Source organism: Afipia dichlorophenoxyacetatis (assembly GCF_055386385.1).
Window position 1 is genome coordinate 4647966 of the sequence record NZ_AP029250.1, and the last position, 20663, is coordinate 4668628.

Consider the following 20663-nt stretch of genomic DNA (forward strand, 5'->3'; position numbering starts at 1 on the left):
CCGATCAACAGCGAATAGGCAGGCAAAGGAGAAAACAATCGGAGATTGTTTAGCTCATCGTCAGCCCCATTCCTTCTTCCACGGTAAGGAATAACCGAAATGTGATCGTGCGCCTCTCTGAGACAAACGCGGCCTTCGCATTCCGACCTTATGAATTCCCTTAAGTACGACGCGCGCGCTTTGCCCTTCATTTCTCCTGCGTTGATGTTTGAGACGCTTGCAAGTCGCTGAGTGTGTCCAAGGGGCAATCTATCGGCTTCGCTCAGACGCCGCGAAAGGCTGACTAAGCCGGATTGCGTTGACTCGCATCGTATCCTTTGTGAAGGACAGAGGTTTGATCGAGACGCCCCCTTGTGAGCGCGGCGGCCGGCTTTATGAAGCCGACCGAACCGACACGATTTGGACCGAGGACGATCTTGCGGCCCTGCTCTCGATCGCACCAGACGAAATCGAGATTGCTCTGCTGCTGGCGCTTTGGACCGACCAGCGCGCCAAGGCGATCTGCTGACGTTGCCGTCGGCTTATGACGGCACTCACATTCGGTTGCGGCAATCGAAAACTGGTCGGCGCGTGGGTCGTGCCTGTGGGCCAGCCGCTGAGGCAGGCATCCCACCACACCGAGCGCCGTAGCCGATCTCGTCCAGACCAACACGTATGGCCGTCCCTGAACCTCTAACGGCTTTCGGACGTCATGGGGCAAGGCATGCACTGAGGGCGGGCGCAAAGGATTTGGCATTCCATGACCTGCGGGATCGGCGGTCGTTCGGCTTCCTCTGGCTGAAGCCACCGTACCTCAGATTGCGACGTCACCGGCCACAGCCTGAAGGACGTGGAGGCAGCTCGATCGCTCACTATCTAGGCCGCGACGTAAAGCTGGCAGAAGCAGCGGTCGAAAGCTCGAAAAGAGAACGAAACCGTAAACCGTAGGGGGTTTTAGCGGGGACCAAACTAGCTAAGTGCTTGATTTGTTTGGTGGGCGCACCAGGGCTCGAACCTGGGACCCGCTGATTAAGAGTCAGCTGCTCTACCAACTGAGCTATGCGCCCGGATCCAACCGGAGTGTTCCTTGCGGGACGGCGTCGTTTAGCAAAGCGAAACTGTCATGTCCAGCAATGTGGTCAGTTTTCCTGCATGAAAATGCAAAAGAATTTTGGACGATCCACAGCGAGAAAGCCGCCGGAATCCGGCGGCTTTCCAAAGGTTGAAGACCTGTTACCCGATAATTTTAAAGGCGTTCGGAGCCTTCAGAGCCACGATGACGGCCCGGACCGCGATCCTGATCGCCATCGTTGCTCATGCCGCGCTCGAATCCGCCGAAGCCATGCCGGCGCCAGCCGTGCTCGCCGCCCATACGGGTCAGCATCGCCAGCCGCCGCTTCTGGTTGTCGTCGAGGCTCTTATAGAGCGGATCAGCCGCATCGGCGATCTTCTTCAGGCTGGCAGCCGTGGCGGCGAGCCGGTCAGCACGCTCGCGCAGGCGCGCGACAGGATCACGGGTCTGGTCGCGGGCGGCGTCGGAGCCAGAACCATCCTGACGTCGCTCGGCACGGCGGGCTTCGCGTTCCTGCATGCGGGCATTGGCAAGATCAATGCGCTGCTTGGCGAAGTCGCGCACCGCGCTCTCCACCGCCGGCCAGTTCTTTTCCTGCTCCGGTGTGAGCTTGAGACCGGCCTTCACGGCTGCGATCTTCGCATCCAGAAAGGCTGCGCGATCTTCGACGCTCATACGGTGATGATGGTGAAAGCGATGCTGCGCATAAACGGCGCTCGAGCCGATAATCGCAACTGCGGCAACGCCGGCGAGGATGACTTTCTTCATGGGGGCATCTCCGAGGTAAAAGGTACCCGGAGGATGCCACCAATCAACATGAACTCAACTTAAGCTTTGGAAAGCTTGCTGAACGCTTATTAAGAGATCATTCCCAGGAGACGCGGCAGCCAGAGCGAGATCTCAGGCACATAGGTGATAAGACCGAGGAATACGAGCATCGCCAGCAGCCACGGCAATACAGCGACCGTAATCTCGCTGATTCCCATCTTCGCAATGCTGCTCGCGATATAGAGGTTCAGCCCGACCGGAGGATGGCACAGACCAACCTCGGTGTTCACGATCATGAGAATTCCCAGGTGAACAGGATTGATACCGATCTTGGTCGCCAGAGGATAAAGGATCGGCGCCATGATCAGCAGGATCGAGGACGGATCCATCACGTTCCCCGCCGCCAGCAGCACGATATTGACGACGAGCAGGAACATCCAAGGACTGAAGTTCTTGTCGAGGATCCAGGCCGCCATCTCCTGCGGAATCTGCTCATGCGTCATCAGGAACGAGAACAGCACCGCGTTGGTGATGATGTAGAGGAGCATTGAACTCATGCTCGCGGCCTGAAGCAGCACTTTCGGCACATCGACCAGCTTGAGTTCACCGTAAACAAACACGGTGATGACGAAAGCATAGACCGCGGCGACCGCAGCGGCTTCCGTCGGCGTAAATAGACCGCCATAGATGCCGCCCAGCACGATGGCAATCAGCAGAAGCCCCCACAGACTCTCCCGGAAAGCTTTCCATCGCTGCGCAAACGTTGCACGTGGCATTCGCGGGTAATCGTTTCTCCACGCGATAAACCAGGTAACGAGCGCCAGCATGGCAGCAAGCAGCAGACCCGGCACGATGCCTGCAATAAACAGAGCTCCGATCGACGTGTTGGTGGAGATGCCATAGAGCACAAGAATGATCGATGGCGGCACAAGGATGCCAAGCGCACCGGACGTCGAAATCACGCCGACACCGAAACGGCGTGGGAAGCCATGATCGACCATTGCTGGCATCATAATGGAGCCGATCGCCACCACGGTGGCCACGCTTGATCCCGAGATGGCAGCAAACATCGCGCAAGCCGCGACGCCTGCAAGCCCCAGCCCACCCGGCAAATGCCCGACAAGCGACGTTGTGAAATCAATCATCCTCCGCGCGACACCACCGCGAGTCAGGAACGTCCCAGCCAGGATGAAGAACGGAATCGCCATGATTCCGAAGTTGTCGAGACCAGAGAACAGTTTGAGACCGACACTCTCGATCGGCACTTCCGTCATGGTGAAGAGGAAGGTCAGCACGGTGAGGCCGAGCGAAATCGAGACCGGCATGCCGGTCAGCATCAGCGCGAACAGCAATCCGAAAATCAGGGCGGCGCTCATCAGGCTTCTCCCCGGCTGATCGGAAGCTGGGGATCGACTTCGATGCCATCGACGTGTGTATGATCGTGGTGAGGCAACTCACCCGAGCGCCAGTACGAAAATATGACCTGCAGGAAACGAAAAGACATCAAATAGGAACCGAGCGGAATGCAAAGGTAGACGATCCAGCTCGGAAGTTCGAGATCCGGGGACGTTTGATCCGTGCTGTACAATTCGATGACGAACTTGGCGCCCATGGTGCCGACGATTGCCGTAAACAGCGCACCGCCAAGCAAACCGAATAAGGTCACGCCTTTGCGCCATTGCGGATTCAGCTTGTTGACCAAAACGTCGACGCCAACATGGATGCCGGTGCGCACGCCGTAGGCCGCACCAAACTTCGCCATCCAGATGAACATGTAGATGCAAAGTTCCTGTGCCCAGGCGAGATGAATCTGGCTCAGGTAAGGATAAAGGAACGGGATACCCGTTCCATAGCGGTGAACCACCGCCACAAAAATCAACAGCGTTGCGCCCGCCATAAGCGATGCAATGATGGTCTCCTCGAGTCGATCAAGGATGCGCAAAAAGACGCCCAATGTCGTGTCCCCTACTCCCGACCGCACGATTTGGGCATCATGCGGTATTACTCAACGATGATTTGACCCCGCGGCCGCAGTCTTGCGGCCCCCTGTGAAGAAACGGTCCGGAGCACCCGGACCGTTTCCTGCATTTGATGACCCTGACCGGTCTTGTCAGTTGGTCTTGGCGTTGGCTTCCTTCTGGAATTCGGCAATCAGATCCTTACCGACTCGCGAAGCCATTTCATCGATGACAGGCTGCATCGCCTTGGTCCACTCCGCCTTCTCTTCCGGCGTCTGGTCGTGGAAGGTCGTGGTACCGGCCTTTTTCATTGCCGTAATAGCGTCGTCATTTTCCTTCTGCGAGATGCTGTTGGCGTAGTCCGTTGCTTCAGCCATCGCCTTCTCGAGCTGAGGACGGACATCGGCCGGAAGACCATCCCAGAACTTCTTATTCACAATCACCGCGTAACCGATGTAGCCGTGATCGGAGAGAGTGGCGTACTTCTGCACCTCGTGCATTTTCTGGGTGTAGCAATTCGACGGCGTGTTTTCATTGCCATCGACAACGCCGGTCTGCATCGCCTGATAGACTTCAGAGAACGGCAACACCTGAGGAATGGCGCCGAGCGCACGCATTTCAGCTTCAAGCACCTTGGACGACTGAATCCGCATCTTCAGGCCGTGGAAATCCGCGACATGAATCATCGGCTTGTTCGACGTCATGATCTTGAAGCCGTTGTCCCAATAAGCGAGACCCTTGATGCCTTTGGGTTCAAGCTTCTTCAGCAGGTCCTGACCGACCTTTCCCTTGGTGACACGCGCCAACGCAGCTTTGTCGGGGATGATGTAAGGGAGATCGAAAACCTCGAATTCTTTCACGCCGAGCGGGCCGAACTTTGCAAGCGATGGAGCCAGCATCTGCACTGCGCCGAGTTGCAGCGCTTCAAGCTCTTCCTTGTCCTTGTAAAGCTGGGAGTTCGGGTAAACTTCGATCTTGACCTTGCCGTTGGTGTACTTCTCCGCGAGCTCCTTGAACTTGTCAGCCCCTTGCCCCTTCGGCGTGTTCGGCGCCACCACGTGGCTGAACTTGATGACGATCGGCGACTGCGCTGACGCTGGTCCAACGAGTGCGAGGGCCGCGAACGAGGCCGCAGCCAGAATGAGTTTTTTCATGTTTCCTCCCGAGGGGCTTTAGCTGGAACCGATATCTAAGCGGTCCCGAATTCCGGACGGACCGGAGCATTGCAGAGACGGTTGGTCAATACCATTGACCGTTAGAAGGGGGCGAAAGTTAATTGCTGCAACGCAAAACGCGGCAGACATGATTGTCCGCCGCGTTTCTATCTGGCTACGATATCTGACTGCGATAGAGCGTTACCTTTTTTGACGTTCGTAATGATGACTCGCTGCAATACCGATACGGACGTCAAGTCCAGCGCACTAGTGGCCGGCCGCAGCCACCACATGAGTGTCACGTTGATGCTTCATGACAATCTTGTTAAGGGCGCTCAAATACGCCTTGGCTGAAGCGACCAACGTATCGGGATCGGCGGCACGCGCCGTCACCGAACGACCATCCTGCGAAAGACGGACGGAAACCTCAGCCTGCGCATCAGTGCCCGCAGTGACGGCGTGCACCTGATAGAGCTCCAGCTTGGCCTCGTTCGGCACCAGCGACTTGATGCAGTTGAAGGTCGCGTCCACCGGGCCATTGCCTTCGGCTTCTTCGATCTTCACCTGGCCATCGATATCGAGCTTCATGGTAGCGCGCTGCGGACCATGCGTACCTGCGATGACCGTCAGCGAGACGAGACGAATGCGGTCATGCGAATGCGCCATCTCCTGATCGACTAAAGCTTCGATATCTTCGTCGTAGATATCCTTCTTGCGGTCGGCGAGTGCCTTGAAACGCACAAATACGTCTTCGATCTGATTCTTCGAGAGCTTGTAGCCCAGCTCCTCCAGCTTGTGGATCAGGCCGGCACGGCCTGAATGCTTGCCCATCACCAACGAGGTTGCACTGAGGCCGACGGTCTCCGGCAGCATGATCTCGTAGGTCTGGGCATTCTTGATCATACCGTCCTGGTGAATGCCGCTCTCATGCGCGAACGCATTCCGGCCCACGATGGCCTTGTTGTACTGCACCGGGAACGACGTTGCCGCAGACACGACCTTCGATGCATGGGTCAGCGACGTGCTCTCGATCTTGTTCCAAAACGGAATCTTGTCGTTGCGAACGCGCATCGCCATCACGATCTCTTCGAGCGCCGCATTGCCCGCGCGCTCGCCGATACCGTTGATCGTGCATTCGATCTGCCGCGCACCGCCGCGCACACCTGCGAGCGAATTTGCAACTGCCATGCCCAGATCGTCATGACAGTGAACCGAGAATACGGCTTTGTCGGAATTCGGCACGGTCTCGCGGATGCGCTTGAACATGTCGAAGTATTCTTCGGGAACGGCGTAACCGACCGTGTCCGGGAGATTGATTGTGGTGGCGCCGGCCTTGATCGCGGCCTCGACGCAACGGCACAGGAAATCGAATTCGGTACGAGTGGCATCTTCCGCAGACCATTCGACGTCATCAGTGTGATTGCGCGCCCGCGTCACGGACGAGATCACCATCTCGTAGACCTGTGCCGGCTCCATCTGCAGCTTGTACTTCATGTGGACTGGCGAGGTGGAGAGGAACGTGTGGATGCGACCACGCTTGGCAACACGAATGGCTTCGGCGCAACGGTCGATGTCCTTATGCGCCGCGCGGGAAAGACCGCAGATCACCGCATTCTTGGCACGCTTGGCAATTTCGCGGACGGCCTCGAAATCACCGTCCGATGCAAAAGGATAGCCGGCCTCAATGATATCGACACCCATAGTGTCGAGCAGCTCAGCAACTTCGAGCTTTTCCTCGAAGGTCATGGTGGCGCCGGGGCATTGCTCGCCGTCGCGCAAAGTGGTGTCGAAAATAACGACGCGGTCCTTGTCGGACTGGTGCGGGGTGGTCATGGGGATCATCCTTCGGTCAATTTGCGCCGCTTCAGGGCGCGGTCAGGTTTCGGTGCTTCGTCGAACCCCTGAGTGCCCAGGCGCAAATGCCCAGACGGCCCTCAGGGGCTGGTAAGAAGCAGAAGCCCGCCAAGAAGTGCCGGACGAAGCAGCGAGGGGACCGACGCAGCCGGAATCGCAATGAAACCAGCAGCCCGTGCCGCTGTTCCCTGCTGTCCCTGGATGTCGCCGCGAATCATCATTCCATTTCCCCGGAAGCGTATGATCGGCCCAAACCGTTGACGGATGGTTGCCGGAGCGCTTCACCGGCCCCTTCTAAACGACAAAATGCAGGACCGGCAACCGCTAAATGGGTCAGCAAGACTGCCCTATCAGCCCCCGTTGGCTTTCTGCTTTTTGGTCGAGCCCTTCCCTTCCTGCTCCAGCGCATCGCGCACCTTCTTCAACTCCTCTATCGCCCCCTTTTCTACTTCCGGAAAACGGAGATCGAGCTTCTCCATCGCACTCACGATCGCCGAACTGATCACCACCCGCGCGAACCATTTGTGATCCGCGGGCACCACAAACCACGGTGCGTGCTTGGCCGACGTGTGGCGAAGAATGTCCTGATAGGCCGCCTGATACTTGTCCCATAGCTTGCGCTCGGACACGTCAGCCAAAGAAAATTTCCAGTTCTTGGCCGGCTCATCGAGCCGCTCCAGGAAGCGCTGACGTTGTTCTTCCTTCGAGACGTTGAGAAAGAACTTCAGAATCAATGTGCCGTTGCGGGCCAGATATTTTTCGAACGCTTCAATATCCTCGAAGCGCTCGCGCCATATGTTTTTGGTGACAAGCTCCTTCGGAATCTTTTGCTTCTCCAGGATTTCTGGATGCACGCGAACGACCAGCACCTCTTCGTAGTAAGATCGATTGAAAATGCCGATACGTCCACGCTCGGGAACGCTCTTTGTCGTGCGCCACATAAAATCGTGATCAAGCTCCTTCGACGAAGGTTGCTTGAATGAATAAACTTGGCAGCCTTGGGGATTGATGCCCGACATGACATGCTCAATGGCGCTGTCCTTGCCCGCGGCATCCATACCCTGGAAAATCAGCAGAACGGACCAATTGTCCTGCGCGTAGAGCTTTTCCTGCAGATCCCGCAACCGGTCGCGATTCTCGTCAATGATCTTGTTGGCGGCTTCCTTATCGAGATCGCCCTTCTCGTTCGGTTTGTGAAACTTGAGATGGAATTCCTCTGTGCCGTCGACACGGAACGGGTCCACATATTGTTTCAGCTGTCGTGCGAGAGGCTGTGTTGTTTCCTTGCCGTTCTTCGCCATGGATTGGTTGCTCCGATTATCTGCAAGGAGGCTACACGCCAGTGGCGCTATCCGCCAGACCCGTTCAGCGAGAGGTGAACCCGTAACGGTCGACAGGCCGAGGCCAATAGTTCATCATGGCATCATGAATGACGCCGTGCCCGCTATCGCCTACGACCGTGTTTGCAAGACTTTCGAGCATGGCCGTGTCACGGCACTCAATGACGTTTCTCTGAGCGTTGCTGCGGGAGAATTTCTCGCCATCGTCGGCGGCTCAGGCTCCGGCAAAACCACACTCCTGAGACTGACCAATCGCTTGCTCAATCCAGACAGCGGCACTGTGCGCGTCCACGGCGATGACGTGCGCAAGGTCGATCCCATTACATTGCGCCGGAGTATTGGCTACGTCTTTCAGAGCGGCGGGCTTTTCCCCCATATGAGCATCGCCCGTAACATCGGCATTACACCGCATCTACTCGGCGACTCGACCAGCGACATCTCAAAACGCGTCGATGAACTTCTGGACCTTGTTCAGTTGGACCGCGCAAGCCGCGATCGCCTTCCTCATGAATTCTCAGGTGGCCAGCGCCAGCGCGTTAGTGTGGCGCGGGCGCTCGCCGCCAAGCCACAAATTGTCCTGCTGGATGAACCGTTCGGTGCACTCGATCCATTGACGCGGAACGCGTTGGGCGACGACTATCGAACGCTTCATCGAGAGCTCGGCCTGACTACGATCATGATCACCCATGACATGGCAGAAGCCCTGCTGCTTGCCGATCGCGTGGCTGTCATGCGCAACGGTCATCTCATCGCGCAAGGTTCGGCACAGGAATTGTCGGAGAACGACAGTGCCTATGTGCGCGAATTGCTCGACACACCGCGGCGCCAGGCTGATCGCCTGCAGGAATTGCTGCCGAAAGGCCCGCAATGAACCTGTGGTCAGACCCGCGATGGAGCGACGCACTGACACGCCTGCCGGACTATCTCGGCAATCACGTGCGCGTCAGCCTGACGGCACTTGCCCTCGGTCTCTTGATCAGTTTGCCGCTGGCCCTCATTGTGCGGCGTCGCCCTCTGCTGCGCGATGCCGCGCTCGGCGTGGCCAGCGTCGTCCAGACAATCCCAGGCCTTGCGCTGCTGGCGCTGTTCTATCCATTGCTGTTGGCGCTGGCGGCGTTCTCCCTGCGATGGTTCGGCGTCGATTTTTCAGCCTTCGGATTTCTCCCGGCCGTGCTCGCGCTCGCCCTCTACAGCATGCTGCCTGTGTTGCGGAACACCATTACCGGGCTTCGTGGAATTGATCCGGCGATCATGGAGGCTACCGAAGCCGTCGGCATGACGGCACGGCAATCGCTGTTCATGGTCGAACTGCGGCTGGCACTGCCGGTGATCATGGCGGGCATCCGCACCGCCGCTGTGTGGGTGATCGGTACCGCTACGCTCTCGACGCCTATCGGGCAGACCAGTCTCGGCAATTACATCTTTGCGGGCCTGCAGACCCAGAACTGGGTCTTTGTGCTGTTCGGCTGCGCGGCTGCTGCCGCATTGGCACTGGCTGTCGATCAATTGCTGGCACTGATTGAGAACGGCATAAAAATTCGCAGCCGAATTCGCGTGGCCCTTGGAGTCCTCGGGATCGCTGCGCTGATCTTTGCAACTCTCATTCCGTGGCTCGAGCGCGCGCGAACAAGCTACATTGTCGGGGCGAAAACCTTCACCGAGCAATACATCCTCTCCTCGCTGATGGCACAGCGCCTGCAGGCAGCAGGATTACCCGCCAGTTCACGCGAAGGCTTGGGATCGAACGTGATCTTCGAGGCACTCGCCTCCAATGACATCGACGTCTATGTCGATTATTCCGGCACGCTGTGGCTCAATCTGCTGAAGCGCACCGATATGTTGCCGCGACAGGAATTGCTCGATGCACTGAAGACAACGCTCTCTGATCGCTACAAAATAACGCTGCTCGGCGGGCTCGGTTTTGAGAATGCCTATGCACTGGTGATGCCGCGCAAGCGTGCGGAACAGCTAGGTATCCGCTCGATCGCCGACTTGGCATCGCGTGCCGGCTCATTCGTCATCGCTGGCGACTATGAATTTTTCTCACGCCCGGAATGGACGGCAATCAAGCAGAATTATGGCTTGGCGTTCCGCCAGCAGCGGCAAATGCAGCCGGATTTCATGTATGCAGCCGTTGCGTCAGGCGATGTCGATGTGATTGCGGGCTACACCAGCGACGGCCTCATTGCAAAATACGATCTCGTCGTGCTCGACGATCCCAAGCGAGCGATCCCACCCTACGATGCCGTTGTGCTCTTATCCCCTAAACGCGCCGACGACGCCGCGTTGCGCGACACACTGAAACCGCTGCTTGGGAAAATAAACATCACCACGATGCGCGAAGCTAATTTGCGCGCCAGCACCAACGATGGTGACAGTTCTCCGGATTCCGTGGCGCGATGGCTATGGGACAGGATATCAAAAAAGTAGTCGCGCGCAGCGTTACGACACCAGTCCAAGACTTTTAGCGATGATCCTGTCGACGAAACGCTTGGGCAGAAATTTTCCGATGAACAATTGAACAGGCTCGGTGCTGATGACATAGCGCACCCTTGGACGCGCACTTGTCAGCGCCGTATGAACAAGTTCGCCGATCGTCTCTGCCGGCAAACCGCTTTCGCCTAACTTCAGCATATACTTACGCATTCTCTCGAGTGCCGGAAACAACGGTGAGTTTTTGTAGACCGAGATATCGACGTCTTCGGCTTTGCTCCAGATCGGCGTCTTGACCGCTCCCAGTCCGATCACAACCACATCGATGCCATACGCCATAAATTCGCGACGGATACTTTCGGAAAAGCCTTCGAGCGCGAATTTCGAGGTGCAGTAAGGCGACAGCATCGGATTTCCGTTCTGGCCCGAGACCGAACTCATCATCACGATCCGCCCCGGCGCTCCCCTCAACGAGCGATCGGCGCCGAGCAGAGGCGCGAAGGCTTGCGTGGCAATGATTTGCCCGATGACATTGACTTCCATCTGCCGCCGATACTCGGCGATGGGAAGCTCCAGTGCAGGTCCCAACACAGCAACGCCCGCGTTGTTCACGAGCCCGCTCAAGGTCTCGCCATTGAGTGCTGCGCGCACCTCGCGCGCGGCACCATGCACTGCGGCTTCATCAGCGACGTCGAACAGCAGAGGCGTGAAATTGGAGCCGAATTCGTCTTGCAGTCGATGCGCGTCGACCCGCTTGCGGACACTGCCAAAGACCCTGAAGCCATGGCCGAGCAATACTTTCGCGGTCCCCCACCCGATGCCGGTCGAGACACCGGTAATGACGACGGATTTCATGCGCACCTTCCGTGTGTTGAATGGAAGCACCGTACAACGAAAAACGGGACCGCAAATGCGGTCCCGTTGTCACAATCCTGATCAGGCTCGATGGATCAGTTCTTGGTCTTGTCGACCAGAGCCTTTTCCTTGATCCAGGGCATCATGTCGCGGAGCTTGGCGCCGACCGCCTCGATCTGGTGCTCGTTGTTACGGCCGCGGGTCGCCTTGAAGGACGCCTGATTGACCTTGTTCTCGAGCATCCAGTCGCGGGTGAACTTGCCGGACTGAATGTCGGTCAGCACGCGCTTCATCTCGGCCTTGGTTTCCGAGGTGATGATGCGCGGGCCGGTGACGTACTCGCCGTATTCCGCAGTGTTGGAGATCGAGTAGTTCATGTTGGCGATGCCGCCTTCATAGATCAGGTCGACGATCAGCTTCAGCTCGTGCAGACACTCGAAGTAGGCCATCTCCGGAGCGTAGCCAGCTTCCACCAGCGTTTCGAAACCAGCGCGGATCAGTTCAACAGTGCCGCCACAGAGCACAGCCTGCTCGCCGAACAGGTCGGTTTCACACTCTTCCTTAAAGGAGGTCTCGATGATGCCGGCGCGTCCACCGCCGATGGCGGATGCGTAGGACAGGCCGAGGTCGTGCGCATTGCCGGACGAGTCCTTGTGGATCGCGATCAGGCAAGGCACGCCGCCGCCGCGCTGATATTCCGAACGAACGGTGTGGCCTGGGCCCTTCGGGGCGACCATCAGCACGTCGAGATCGGCGCGCGGCTCGATCAGGTTGAAGTGAACATTGAGGCCGTGCGCGAACAGCAGCGCAGAGCCCTGCTTCATGTTGGCGTGCAGGTGATCGCGATAGATGTCGCCCTGCAGTTCGTCAGGCGTCAGCATCATCATGACATCGGCCCACTTGGCGGCTTCGGCGACTTCCATCACCTTGAAGCCCGCGTTCTCGGCCTTCTTCGCCGAGGCCGAACCCTTGCGCAGCGCGATGGCCACGTCCTTGACGCCCGAGTCCTTGAGGTTCAGCGCGTGGGCATGGCCCTGGCTGCCGTAGCCGATAATGCAGACCTTTTTGCCCTTGATCAGGTTCAGATCGGCGTCGCGATCGTAATAAACACGCATGCTCTCAGTTCCTCTTCTTGGCGGCCAACGGCGGCCTTACCGGACGTTTTCGGGGTGGTTTGGGCCAAAAGACCCAGATGAATTGCCGCCGTTGTGTAGGGCGGCAGGTGCCGCGAGACAAGCCCGCGAGCCCCATTTCTGCAGTGCAACGAACTCAGGGCTCCTTCAGAACGGGGTAAAGCGAGGCCAGCAACAGCACGGCCATGACGATGTTGAAGATGCGGACCGCGCGGGGCGACCGGACCAGCGACTGTAATGAGGTACCCAGGAGGACCCATGTCATCGAGGACGCCAGCCCGATCACGAAAAGCAGCACGGACAACATCACGATATTGAGCGGATACGCCGCGACTGCGGCATAGGCAGCGATCGCACCCACCGCGATCACCCAGCCCTTGACGTTGATCCACTGAAACATGGCCGCGCCAAGGAAGGTCATGGGCTTGCCTTCCGCGACCTCCTTGGCATCGGACGGACCGGACATTCCGATCACGATGGCGAGATAGATGAGGTAAGCCGCCCCGGCATATTTCAAGATCGTGTGCAGGATCGGATAGGCAGCGAACACCGCGCCAAGCCCAAATCCGATCACCGCCACCAGGAACGAAAAGCCGAGTGTTACGCCTGCAACATGAGGCAGCGTGCGGCGAAAGCCGTAATTCAGTCCCGACGCCATCAGCATGATGTTGTTCGGCCCCGGCGTGAACAGAGCCGCGGTGGCGAAAACAACAAAGGCTGCGAGCAGTTCGTGGGAAATCATGACGCAACCTTCGGCAGATTACGTGAACGGCCGAGCAGCAGCATGATTGCAATGCCCGTGACCACAACCATCATCCCGGCAAGGCGCAACGGACCAAAGGTCTCTCCGAACACGACGGTCGATGCGGCCGCCCCTACGAAGGGCACCAGCAGCGCGAACGGAACCACCTGCGCGGCCGTATAGGTCCGCATAAGGCGCCCCCAAGCGAGATACGCGATGCTCGTGGAAAAGATACCCACCGCAAGAACGCTGGCGACCGCAATCCACGACATGCTGAGGACAGAATGGATGGCGGCTTGCGGACCTTCGGTGATGAAGGAAATCGCAAGCAAGGGCGGCACCTGCATGAGACTCAGCCAGGCGGTTAGATCCAGCATCGGCACGTTGCCGGTCTGCCGCAGCAACAGATTACCAATAGAGAAGCTGATCGGGGAGATCATGCTGATCACAAAGGCCTGAAGGCTGAAGTCATAGCCCACGGTGCCGCAGATCATCGCCAACCCCACCATCGCTACGCCGATCCCGATCACCTGCGCCCGCGTCGGCATTTCGCGCAGCACGAATGCTGCGAGCATCACAGTGAACAGCGCTTGCGTTTGAACGATGACGCCCATCAATCCGGCGGGGACACCATGGGCAATCCCGTAGGATTGCGCGAGGAACTGAAACAGCAGCATCGTTACGCCGAGCGAAACGAACAGCCGCAACGAGATCGCCGGCCTGCGCACAAACAGACACGGCACCGCCGCCACTGCGAAACGCAGCGCGCAGAACATTGCAGGAGAAAGCTCCTGCAATCCGATCTTGCTCGCCACGAATGCAAGCCCCCACACGATGGCCACGCCAATCGCAAGAACAATGTCTGTGGGCTTCATGTCAGTTCATTCACGCCGAAGTTGCTACATTCCCTCCGGCCCGCGCGAGATCGCAGCGACGCCGGTGCGCGACACTTCGACAAGACCGAGTGGCACCATCAGCGCGACGAACTGATCGATTTTGTCGGACGCTCCGGTGATCTCGAAGATGAAGCTCTCAGTGGTCGCATCAATGACGCGCGCCCTGAAGGCTTCCGCGAGCCGCAGCGCCTCAGCGCGCGGATCGCCCGTGCCCTTCACCTTGACCATCGCGAGCTCACGTTCGATAGACCGACCGGTGAGGGTCATGTCCACGACGCGATAGACCGGGATCATCCGATCGAGCTGATGCTTGATCTGCTGGATCACCATCGGCGTTCCGGTTGTCACGATGGTGATGCGCGACATGTGCTTGGCATGCTCGGTTTCCGACACCGTAAGACTTTCGATGTTGTAACCGCGGCCCGAGAACAGGCCGATGACGCGCGCGAGCACACCCGGCTCGTTCTGCACGAGAATAGCAAGGGTGTGCGTCTCGTTTGGATCGTGACGATCTTCCATGAAGTAGGCGGATGCAGGCTGGTCCATTGTCATTTCCTCAATCCTGTCTCAGACCAGCGCCTTGCCGCCGGCGAAAGCCGCAGCGGTCGCTTCGTCATTGGCCTCTTGCGGCAGCAACATCTCATTATGCGCCTTGCCCGATGGAATCATCGGGAAGCAGTTTTCGAGCGCTGCAACGCGGCAATCGAACAGCACCGGCTTCTTGACCTTGATCATGTCCTGAATGGCCCCATCCAGATCGCCAGGCTTCGTGACCTGCATCCCGACGCAGCCATAAGCCTCCGCCATCTTGACGAAGTCCGGCATGGCTTCGGTGTAGGAATGCGACAGACGATTGCCGTGAAGCAACTGCTGCCACTGCCGAACCATTCCCATGTACTGGTTGTTCAGGATGAAGATCTTGATCGGCAGTTCGTGCTGCACGGCCGACGACATTTCCTGGATCGTCATCTGCACCGAAGCATCGCCCGCGATGTCGATCACAAGGCTGTCCGGATGCGCCGCTTGCACGCCAAGCGCCGCCGGCAAGCCATAGCCCATGGTGCCGAGGCCGCCGGATGTCATCCAGCGATGCGGCTCTTCGAAGCCATAGAACTGCGCAGCCCACATCTGATGCTGACCGACCTCGGTCGTGATGTAGGTGTCGAGGTTCTTGGTCAGCTCATAGAGCCGCTGGATCGCGTATTGTGGCAGGATGATATCGTTGTTCTTCTTGTAAGCGAGCGAGTTGCGCGCCCGCCATTTGTCGACCTGCGCCCACCACGCCTTGATGTCCGGCTTCTTCGCTTCTGCCTTAAATACCTGCAGCATGTCGCCGAGCACGTTCGCGACGTCACCGATGATCGGGACATCGACACGGATGTTCTTGTTGATCGACGAGGGATCGATGTCGATGTGGATCTTTTTCGAGTTCGGCGAGAACGCGTCAGTGCGGCCGGTGATACGGTCATCGAAGCGCGCGCCGATACACAGCATGACGTCGCAATCATGCATCGCCATGTTGGCTTCGTAGGTGCCATGCATGCCCAACATGCCGAGCCAGTTCTTGCCCGAGGCCGGATAGGCGCCGAGCCCCATCAGCGTCGACGTGATCGGAAAGCCCGTTGCCTCGATTAGCTCGCGCAACAACTTCGAAGCTTCAACGCCGGAATTGATGACGCCGCCACCAGTGTAGATGACCGGCTTCTTGGCCGACGCAAGCAACGCAACAGCCTTACGAATCTGGATGGCATCGCCCTTCACGCGTGGTGCGTAGGAGACATGCACATCAGACTTGCGCGGCGGATGATAGGTGCCGGTGGCGAACTGGACATCCTTCGGCACGTCAACGACCACCGGACCGGGGCGGCCCGTGGTGGCGACGTAGAAGGCCTCATGCAACACCTTGGGCAGATCCTCAATGCGGCGGACCAGCCAGTTATGCTTGGTGCAGGGCCGTGTGATGCCGACCGTGTCGCATTCCTGGAACGCGTCGTTACCGATCAGATGCGTCGGCACCTGACCGGTGATGCAGACCAGCGGGATCGAATCCATCAGTGCGTCGGTGAGCGGCGTGACCATATTGGTCGCACCCGGCCCCGAGGTGACCAGCACGACGCCCGGCAGACCGGTCGAACGGGCATAGCCCTCCGCAGCATGGCCAGCGCCCTGCTCGTGCCGCACCAGAATGTGCTCGACCTCGCTCTGCTGGAAAATCTCGTCGTAAATCGGAAGGACCGCGCCGCCCGGATAGCCGAAGATGTGCTTGACCCCATGATCGGCAAGCGCGCGTACGATCATCGCCGCGCCGGTCATCTGGTTGGGATCGTGTTTCTTGCTCTCACTCATGGTTCGCTCCGGAGCGCTCGTGGCGCGGGTGGTTCGAGACTTGGACAGACAGATTCGGACAATAAAAAAGGGCCCGAGAGGACCCTTCGCACACCGCCTTGTCGTGGGTGGCCGTCAGCCACCCCCGGCGGTGTGCCAGGGTACGACAAGAATAATTACGCTTGTAATTTTATTACGCATGAATGGCTGCGATTTTCCAAAGGTTGCGCGGCGGTTATACGGCCCGCGAGCCGAAAGTCAAGTCTTCACTGTATTTGGAAGCGTATCCGCTCCCGAAGCATTCGACGAGAGCGAAAGTGCGTGGGAGAGCCATGCGCCGGCCTCATTGGGCGCGACCCATTCGAACTCCGGTAGCTGGTGCCTAAACCAGGTAAACTGACGCTTGGCGTAATGACGCGTATCAGCCTGGCCGATCTCGATCGCCTCCTCCCGCGAGATCTCCCCTTTCAGGTAGCGGATCAACGCCGGCACACCGTGGGCCTTCATTGCCGGCAGCAGCGGATCGAGGCCCCGCGCCGCGAGCCGTTCGACCTCCTTAAGCGCCCCCGCCTTCATCATTGTCTCGAAGCGCCTGTCGATCCGGCCGTAGAGCTCATCGCGGTCCGGTGCGAGGAACACCGCGACCGTTTGATCGGCCGGGAGCAGCGGGGGCAGGCCGTCCTGGTGCCAGTCTCGCAGCGGACGCCCGGTGGCCTCAATGACCTCCAGTGCACGGGCGATACGGGTGCGGTCGCGCGGTTTGAGCTTCTCGGCGGACATAGGATCGCGCCTTGCAAGCTCGGCATGCAGCGCCTCGACGCCCTCTTGTTCGAGGCGCAGACGGATAGTCTCGCGGACCTCGGCCGGAACTGGCGGCACCGCCGACAAGCCTCGGGTCAATGCCTTGAAATAGAGACCAGAGCCGCCAATGAAGATGGGCAGGCGGTTGGCGACCCTCGCCTCTTTTAAAACGACAGCTGCGTCCGCAACCCACGACCCGGCCGAACAATTCACCGACGCATCGCAATAGCCATAGAGACGGTGCAGCGCGCGCGCTTCATCCTCCGGCGTTGGGCGCGCGGTGATGATCCGCAAGTCGCGATAAACCTGCATGGAATCAGTATTGATGACGATGCCGCCGGTGGCCTCGGCAAGTGCGAGCGCGAGCGCCGACTTGCCGCTGGCCGTTGGCCCTGCGATAAGCACCGCTTCAGGAACGCCCTGTTTCCGCCTCACATCCTCGTCCAACATCAGGCCCATATGTCTCTTGTCGCCACGCTGATCTGCAATCCCGCCGAACCCGAGCTCGACAGCACGGCCATCGATGCCGCACGTTCCGCGCTCCCCTCGCCCGAGCATGGCGACTGGCTGTTCGAGGGCGTCGCAGCTGATATCCGGTTTAGCAGCACCGACGACATCCATACAATTTCCAATCGTCTGCGCGAGGCGATGGACGGCATCCGCGCAGATATCGTTGTGCAACCGCAGCTCGACCGACGCAAAAAGCTGCTGCTGGCCGACATGGATTCCACCATGATCGGTCAGGAATGCATCGACGAACTGGCTGATTTCGCCGGGCTCAAGGCCCATGTTGCGGCTATCACCGAACGAGCTATGCGCGGCGAGATCGAATTCGAACCTGCGTTGCGCGAACGCGTCGCGCTCCTGAAGGACCTGCCGATCTCGGTCGTCGATGAAGTTCTCAAAACGCGCATTACTCTCACGCCCGGCGCAATTGAGCTTGTACGCACCATGCGGGCTCATAAAGCGTACACATGCCTTGTGTCAGGTGGCTTCACCCTGTTCACCAAGCGCGTTGCCGAAATGATCGGCTTTCAGGAAAACCGCGCTAACGAACTGCTGATGGAGAACAGCAAACTGACGGGCCGCGTGGCGGAGCCGATCCTGGGACGTGAAGCGAAGCTCTCGACGCTCATTGATCTGCGCGAGTCGTTCGACCTGGATAATCTGGATACGCTGGTGGTCGGCGACGGCGCCAACGATCTCGGCATGATCGAGCAGGCAGGACTGGGCGTCGCCTATCACGCCAAGCCGGCTGTCGCAGCGGCCGCCCAAGCCCGGATCGATCACGGCGATCTCACCGCACTGCTTTATGCGCAGGGCTTCAGGCGGTCGGACTTCGTCTCCGGCTGAAATGAGCCCATAAATGTTTATGGCCGGGACAAGCCCGGCCATAACAAAAATGATTGCGCAGAACTGCCTTACTTCAGGCTCAGCGCGACGAACCGCAGTTCGCCTTCACCGTTCGACACCAGCAGAAGCACCGACTTCTTGCCGTCCTTCTTAAGCTGATCGATGCGCTTCTTCACATCAGCGGCGTTGGTCACGGCTTCCTGTGCCACTTCAACGATGACATCGCCGGCCCCGAGGCGCTTTTCAGCAGCATCGGACGCGGCATCGACGTTGGTCACGACCACGCCCTTGACGCTGTCCTTGATCTTGTAGCGCGTCCGCAGATCCTTGCTGAGACCAGCGAGATCAAGACCCAACGCCCTTTGCGTGACCGGCTTCTCGGCTTCCGCAGGGCCCGTGGTCTTGGCGGATGCCTCGACCGGCTTCTCGCCGTCCTCGAGACGGCCGAGCGTAACCTTGAGGGTCTCTTCCTTGCCCTTGCGGATAACGACGACATCCACCGCTTTGCCGACTGCAGTATCAGCGACCGCACGCGGCAGATCCTTCATCTCCTTGATGTCCTTGCCGTCAAATTTGACGACGACATCTCCGGGCTCCATGCCCGCGGGCTTGGCCGGCCCCTTATCGTCAACGCCCGCGACCAGCGCGCCACGTGCCGGCTTGATGTTGAGGCTTTCCGCAATTTCGTCGGTCACCTGCTGAATGCGAACACCCAGCCAGCCACGGCGAACTTCCTTGAACTGGCGCAGCTGATCGACCACGCCCATCACCGTCTTCGAGGGCACGGCAAAGCCGATGCCGATCGAACCACCCGATGGGGAGATGATCGCGGTGTTCACACCGATGACTTCACCATCGAGATTGAACAGCGGTCCGCCGGAGTTGCCACGATTGATGGCAGCGTCGGTCTGAATGTAGTTGTCGTACGGACCAGAATTGATGTCGCGGTTACGTGCCGAGACGATGCCCGCGGTCACGGTGCCGCCGAGACTGAACGGGTTACCGATGGCGATCACCCATTCACCCAGCCGCAGCTTGTCGGAGTCGCCGAACTTGACCGCGGTGAGCTTCTTCTCCGGCGGGGTAAACTTGAGCACCGCGAGGTCGCTCTTCTTGTCACGACCAATCAGGTCAGCCTTGATCTTGGTACCGTCATTGAGAATGACGTTGATCTCATCCGCATCGGCAATGACGTGATTGTTCGTCACCACGGTGCCATCGGTATCGATGATGAACCCGGATCCCAGCGAATTCACCTTCCGTGGTGCATTGCCGCCGTTGCCCATTCCGCCGCGGCGGTTCTTGAAAAATTCGTCGAAAAATTCGCTGAACGGGGAATCCGGCGGGAGCTGCGGATTGGAGCCGCGCTTGTTCCCTCGCCCTGGGTTGCTGCCTTTTTCTTCATCACCTCCACCCTTCGCGTCGACGGTCTGCGATGTGGAAATATTGACGACCGCGTCGATCACTTTCTCCGCGACATCCGCAATGCCGTCCGGCCCACGGGCAAAGGCGGGCGTTGCCACGACGGCGAGGCCAATCGCGGTAGCCAGCGGCAGCATGCGGCGAGTCAATGCTTGAAACGCATCGGACATGGTCGAAAGATCTCCTAAAATGGGTCGGATCATTGGCTCTACAGTGCGCTCGAAAACCACATGGAGGCAAGCGTCGCCAACTGGGCGTGTTCCCATGATGAACGTACCGATTGCGGCGAAAACCCGGCTTTCCCGGTCACGGCGACGTCAGGACAGCTCGATTGGCAACCAGTATAACGCAAACCGGCCACCCGTTCAGTGAAAACTAGTGGCGCACCAGCCAGATCAAAATCAGGCCTAAGACCGCAGAGATCAGTCCGACCACCCGAAGCATATTGTCCGGTGAGGACAATACGCTTTTCATGGCCGAGCGCATGCCATGAGGGAGTGCTGCGAACAGCAGCCCCTCAATAACAAGCACCATCCCGATCCCGACAAGAAAATCGCCGTACCCGATGGATTTCATTC

General features: G+C 58.7%; 20 protein-coding genes and 1 tRNA gene. 4 read left to right on the forward strand and 17 right to left on the reverse strand.

Annotation, left to right across the window (positions count from 1 at the left end):
• The first annotated feature begins 334 nt into the window (after positions 1-334).
• The gene (locus ACZ5C3_RS21775; RefSeq protein WP_464032947.1) at positions 335-508 is read left to right on the forward strand and encodes a hypothetical protein; all 174 of its coding nucleotides are present in this window, start codon (positions 335-337) and stop codon (positions 506-508) included.
• Between the two features lie 462 nt (positions 509-970).
• Here ACZ5C3_RS21775 and ACZ5C3_RS21780 read toward each other — a convergent pair.
• From ACZ5C3_RS21780 to ACZ5C3_RS21815, 8 genes are all read right to left on the reverse strand, one after another.
• Positions 971-1046 (reverse strand) — tRNA-Lys (locus ACZ5C3_RS21780).
• 179 nt (positions 1047-1225) lie between these two features.
• On the reverse strand, positions 1226-1819 hold the full coding sequence (locus ACZ5C3_RS21785; RefSeq protein WP_464032949.1) for a Spy/CpxP family protein refolding chaperone: 594 nt from the start codon (positions 1817-1819) through the stop codon (positions 1226-1228).
• Positions 1820-1908: 89 nt separating this feature from the next.
• Positions 1909-3195 carry a TRAP transporter large permease gene (locus ACZ5C3_RS21790; protein ID WP_464032950.1) on the reverse strand — a complete coding sequence of 429 codons (1287 nt, stop codon included), beginning with the start codon at positions 3193-3195 and terminating at the stop codon, positions 1909-1911.
• A complete protein-coding gene (locus ACZ5C3_RS21795) occupies positions 3195-3716 on the reverse strand; it encodes a TRAP transporter small permease (RefSeq protein WP_464038399.1) in 522 nt (173 codons plus the stop codon). The genes ACZ5C3_RS21790 and ACZ5C3_RS21795 overlap by 1 nt, the downstream gene beginning before the upstream one ends.
• A 213-nt stretch (positions 3717-3929) precedes the next feature.
• Positions 3930-4931 (reverse strand): TRAP transporter substrate-binding protein, encoded by a 1002-nt coding sequence (locus ACZ5C3_RS21800; RefSeq protein ID WP_464032952.1) that lies wholly within the window; start codon positions 4929-4931, stop codon positions 3930-3932.
• 267 nt (positions 4932-5198) lie between these two features.
• A complete protein-coding gene (locus ACZ5C3_RS21805) occupies positions 5199-6764 on the reverse strand; it encodes a 2-isopropylmalate synthase (RefSeq protein WP_464032953.1) in 1566 nt (521 codons plus the stop codon).
• Between the two features lie 101 nt (positions 6765-6865).
• Entirely contained in the window at positions 6866-7006 is a 141-nt protein-coding gene (locus tag ACZ5C3_RS21810; protein ID WP_464032955.1) for a hypothetical protein, read from the reverse strand.
• Between the two features lie 129 nt (positions 7007-7135).
• Positions 7136-8086 carry a polyphosphate kinase 2 family protein gene (locus ACZ5C3_RS21815; protein ID WP_464032957.1) on the reverse strand — a complete coding sequence of 317 codons (951 nt, stop codon included), beginning with the start codon at positions 8084-8086 and terminating at the stop codon, positions 7136-7138.
• A 124-nt stretch (positions 8087-8210) separates the two neighbouring features.
• On the opposite strand from ACZ5C3_RS21815, the gene ACZ5C3_RS21820 reads away from it, so the two are divergent.
• Both ACZ5C3_RS21820 and ACZ5C3_RS21825 read left to right on the forward strand, forming a co-directional pair.
• Positions 8211-8996: an ATP-binding cassette domain-containing protein gene (locus tag ACZ5C3_RS21820; protein ID WP_464032959.1), complete on the forward strand. Its 786-nt coding sequence runs from the start codon at positions 8211-8213 to the stop codon at positions 8994-8996.
• Positions 8993-10555: an ABC transporter permease/substrate-binding protein gene (locus ACZ5C3_RS21825; protein ID WP_464032961.1), complete on the forward strand. Its 1563-nt coding sequence runs from the start codon at positions 8993-8995 to the stop codon at positions 10553-10555. The genes ACZ5C3_RS21820 and ACZ5C3_RS21825 overlap by 4 nt, the downstream gene beginning before the upstream one ends.
• A 12-nt stretch (positions 10556-10567) precedes the next feature.
• On the opposite strand, the gene ACZ5C3_RS21830 is transcribed toward ACZ5C3_RS21825, so the two are convergent.
• The 7 genes from ACZ5C3_RS21830 to miaA form a co-directional block, all read right to left on the reverse strand.
• On the reverse strand, positions 10568-11413 hold the full coding sequence (locus ACZ5C3_RS21830; protein ID WP_464032963.1) for an SDR family NAD(P)-dependent oxidoreductase: 846 nt from the start codon (positions 11411-11413) through the stop codon (positions 10568-10570).
• Between the two features lie 95 nt (positions 11414-11508).
• On the reverse strand, positions 11509-12528 hold the full coding sequence (gene ilvC / locus ACZ5C3_RS21835) for a ketol-acid reductoisomerase (RefSeq protein WP_464032965.1): 1020 nt from the start codon (positions 12526-12528) through the stop codon (positions 11509-11511).
• 154 nt (positions 12529-12682) lie between these two features.
• Positions 12683-13288, reverse strand: a complete 606-nt coding sequence (locus ACZ5C3_RS21840) for a LysE family translocator (RefSeq protein ID WP_464032967.1) — start codon at positions 13286-13288, stop codon at positions 12683-12685.
• Positions 13285-14163 carry an EamA family transporter gene (locus ACZ5C3_RS21845; protein ID WP_464032968.1) on the reverse strand — a complete coding sequence of 293 codons (879 nt, stop codon included), beginning with the start codon at positions 14161-14163 and terminating at the stop codon, positions 13285-13287. Before ACZ5C3_RS21845 ends, ACZ5C3_RS21840 begins: the two co-directional genes overlap by 4 nt.
• Positions 14164-14187: 24 nt before the next feature.
• Positions 14188-14730 carry an acetolactate synthase small subunit gene (gene ilvN / locus ACZ5C3_RS21850; RefSeq protein WP_464032970.1) on the reverse strand — a complete coding sequence of 181 codons (543 nt, stop codon included), beginning with the start codon at positions 14728-14730 and terminating at the stop codon, positions 14188-14190.
• A 21-nt stretch (positions 14731-14751) separates the two neighbouring features.
• Positions 14752-16530 carry an acetolactate synthase 3 large subunit gene (locus tag ACZ5C3_RS21855; protein WP_464044271.1) on the reverse strand — a complete coding sequence of 593 codons (1779 nt, stop codon included), beginning with the start codon at positions 16528-16530 and terminating at the stop codon, positions 14752-14754.
• A 237-nt stretch (positions 16531-16767) separates the two neighbouring features.
• Positions 16768-17769: a tRNA (adenosine(37)-N6)-dimethylallyltransferase MiaA gene (gene miaA / locus ACZ5C3_RS21860; RefSeq protein ID WP_464044272.1), complete on the reverse strand. Its 1002-nt coding sequence runs from the start codon at positions 17767-17769 to the stop codon at positions 16768-16770.
• Between miaA and serB the strand changes: the two genes are divergently transcribed.
• On the forward strand, positions 17770-18663 hold the full coding sequence (serB, locus tag ACZ5C3_RS21865; protein WP_464032973.1) for a phosphoserine phosphatase SerB: 894 nt from the start codon (positions 17770-17772) through the stop codon (positions 18661-18663).
• Positions 18664-18731: 68 nt separating this feature from the next.
• Here serB and ACZ5C3_RS21870 read toward each other — a convergent pair whose 3' ends face one another.
• Positions 18732-20255 (reverse strand): DegQ family serine endoprotease, encoded by a 1524-nt coding sequence (locus ACZ5C3_RS21870; RefSeq protein ID WP_464032975.1) that lies wholly within the window; start codon positions 20253-20255, stop codon positions 18732-18734.
• 205 nt (positions 20256-20460) lie between these two features.
• A complete protein-coding gene (locus tag ACZ5C3_RS21875; protein ID WP_464032977.1) occupies positions 20461-20661 on the reverse strand; it encodes a DUF2065 domain-containing protein in 201 nt (66 codons plus the stop codon).
• Positions 20662-20663 lie beyond the last annotated feature (2 nt).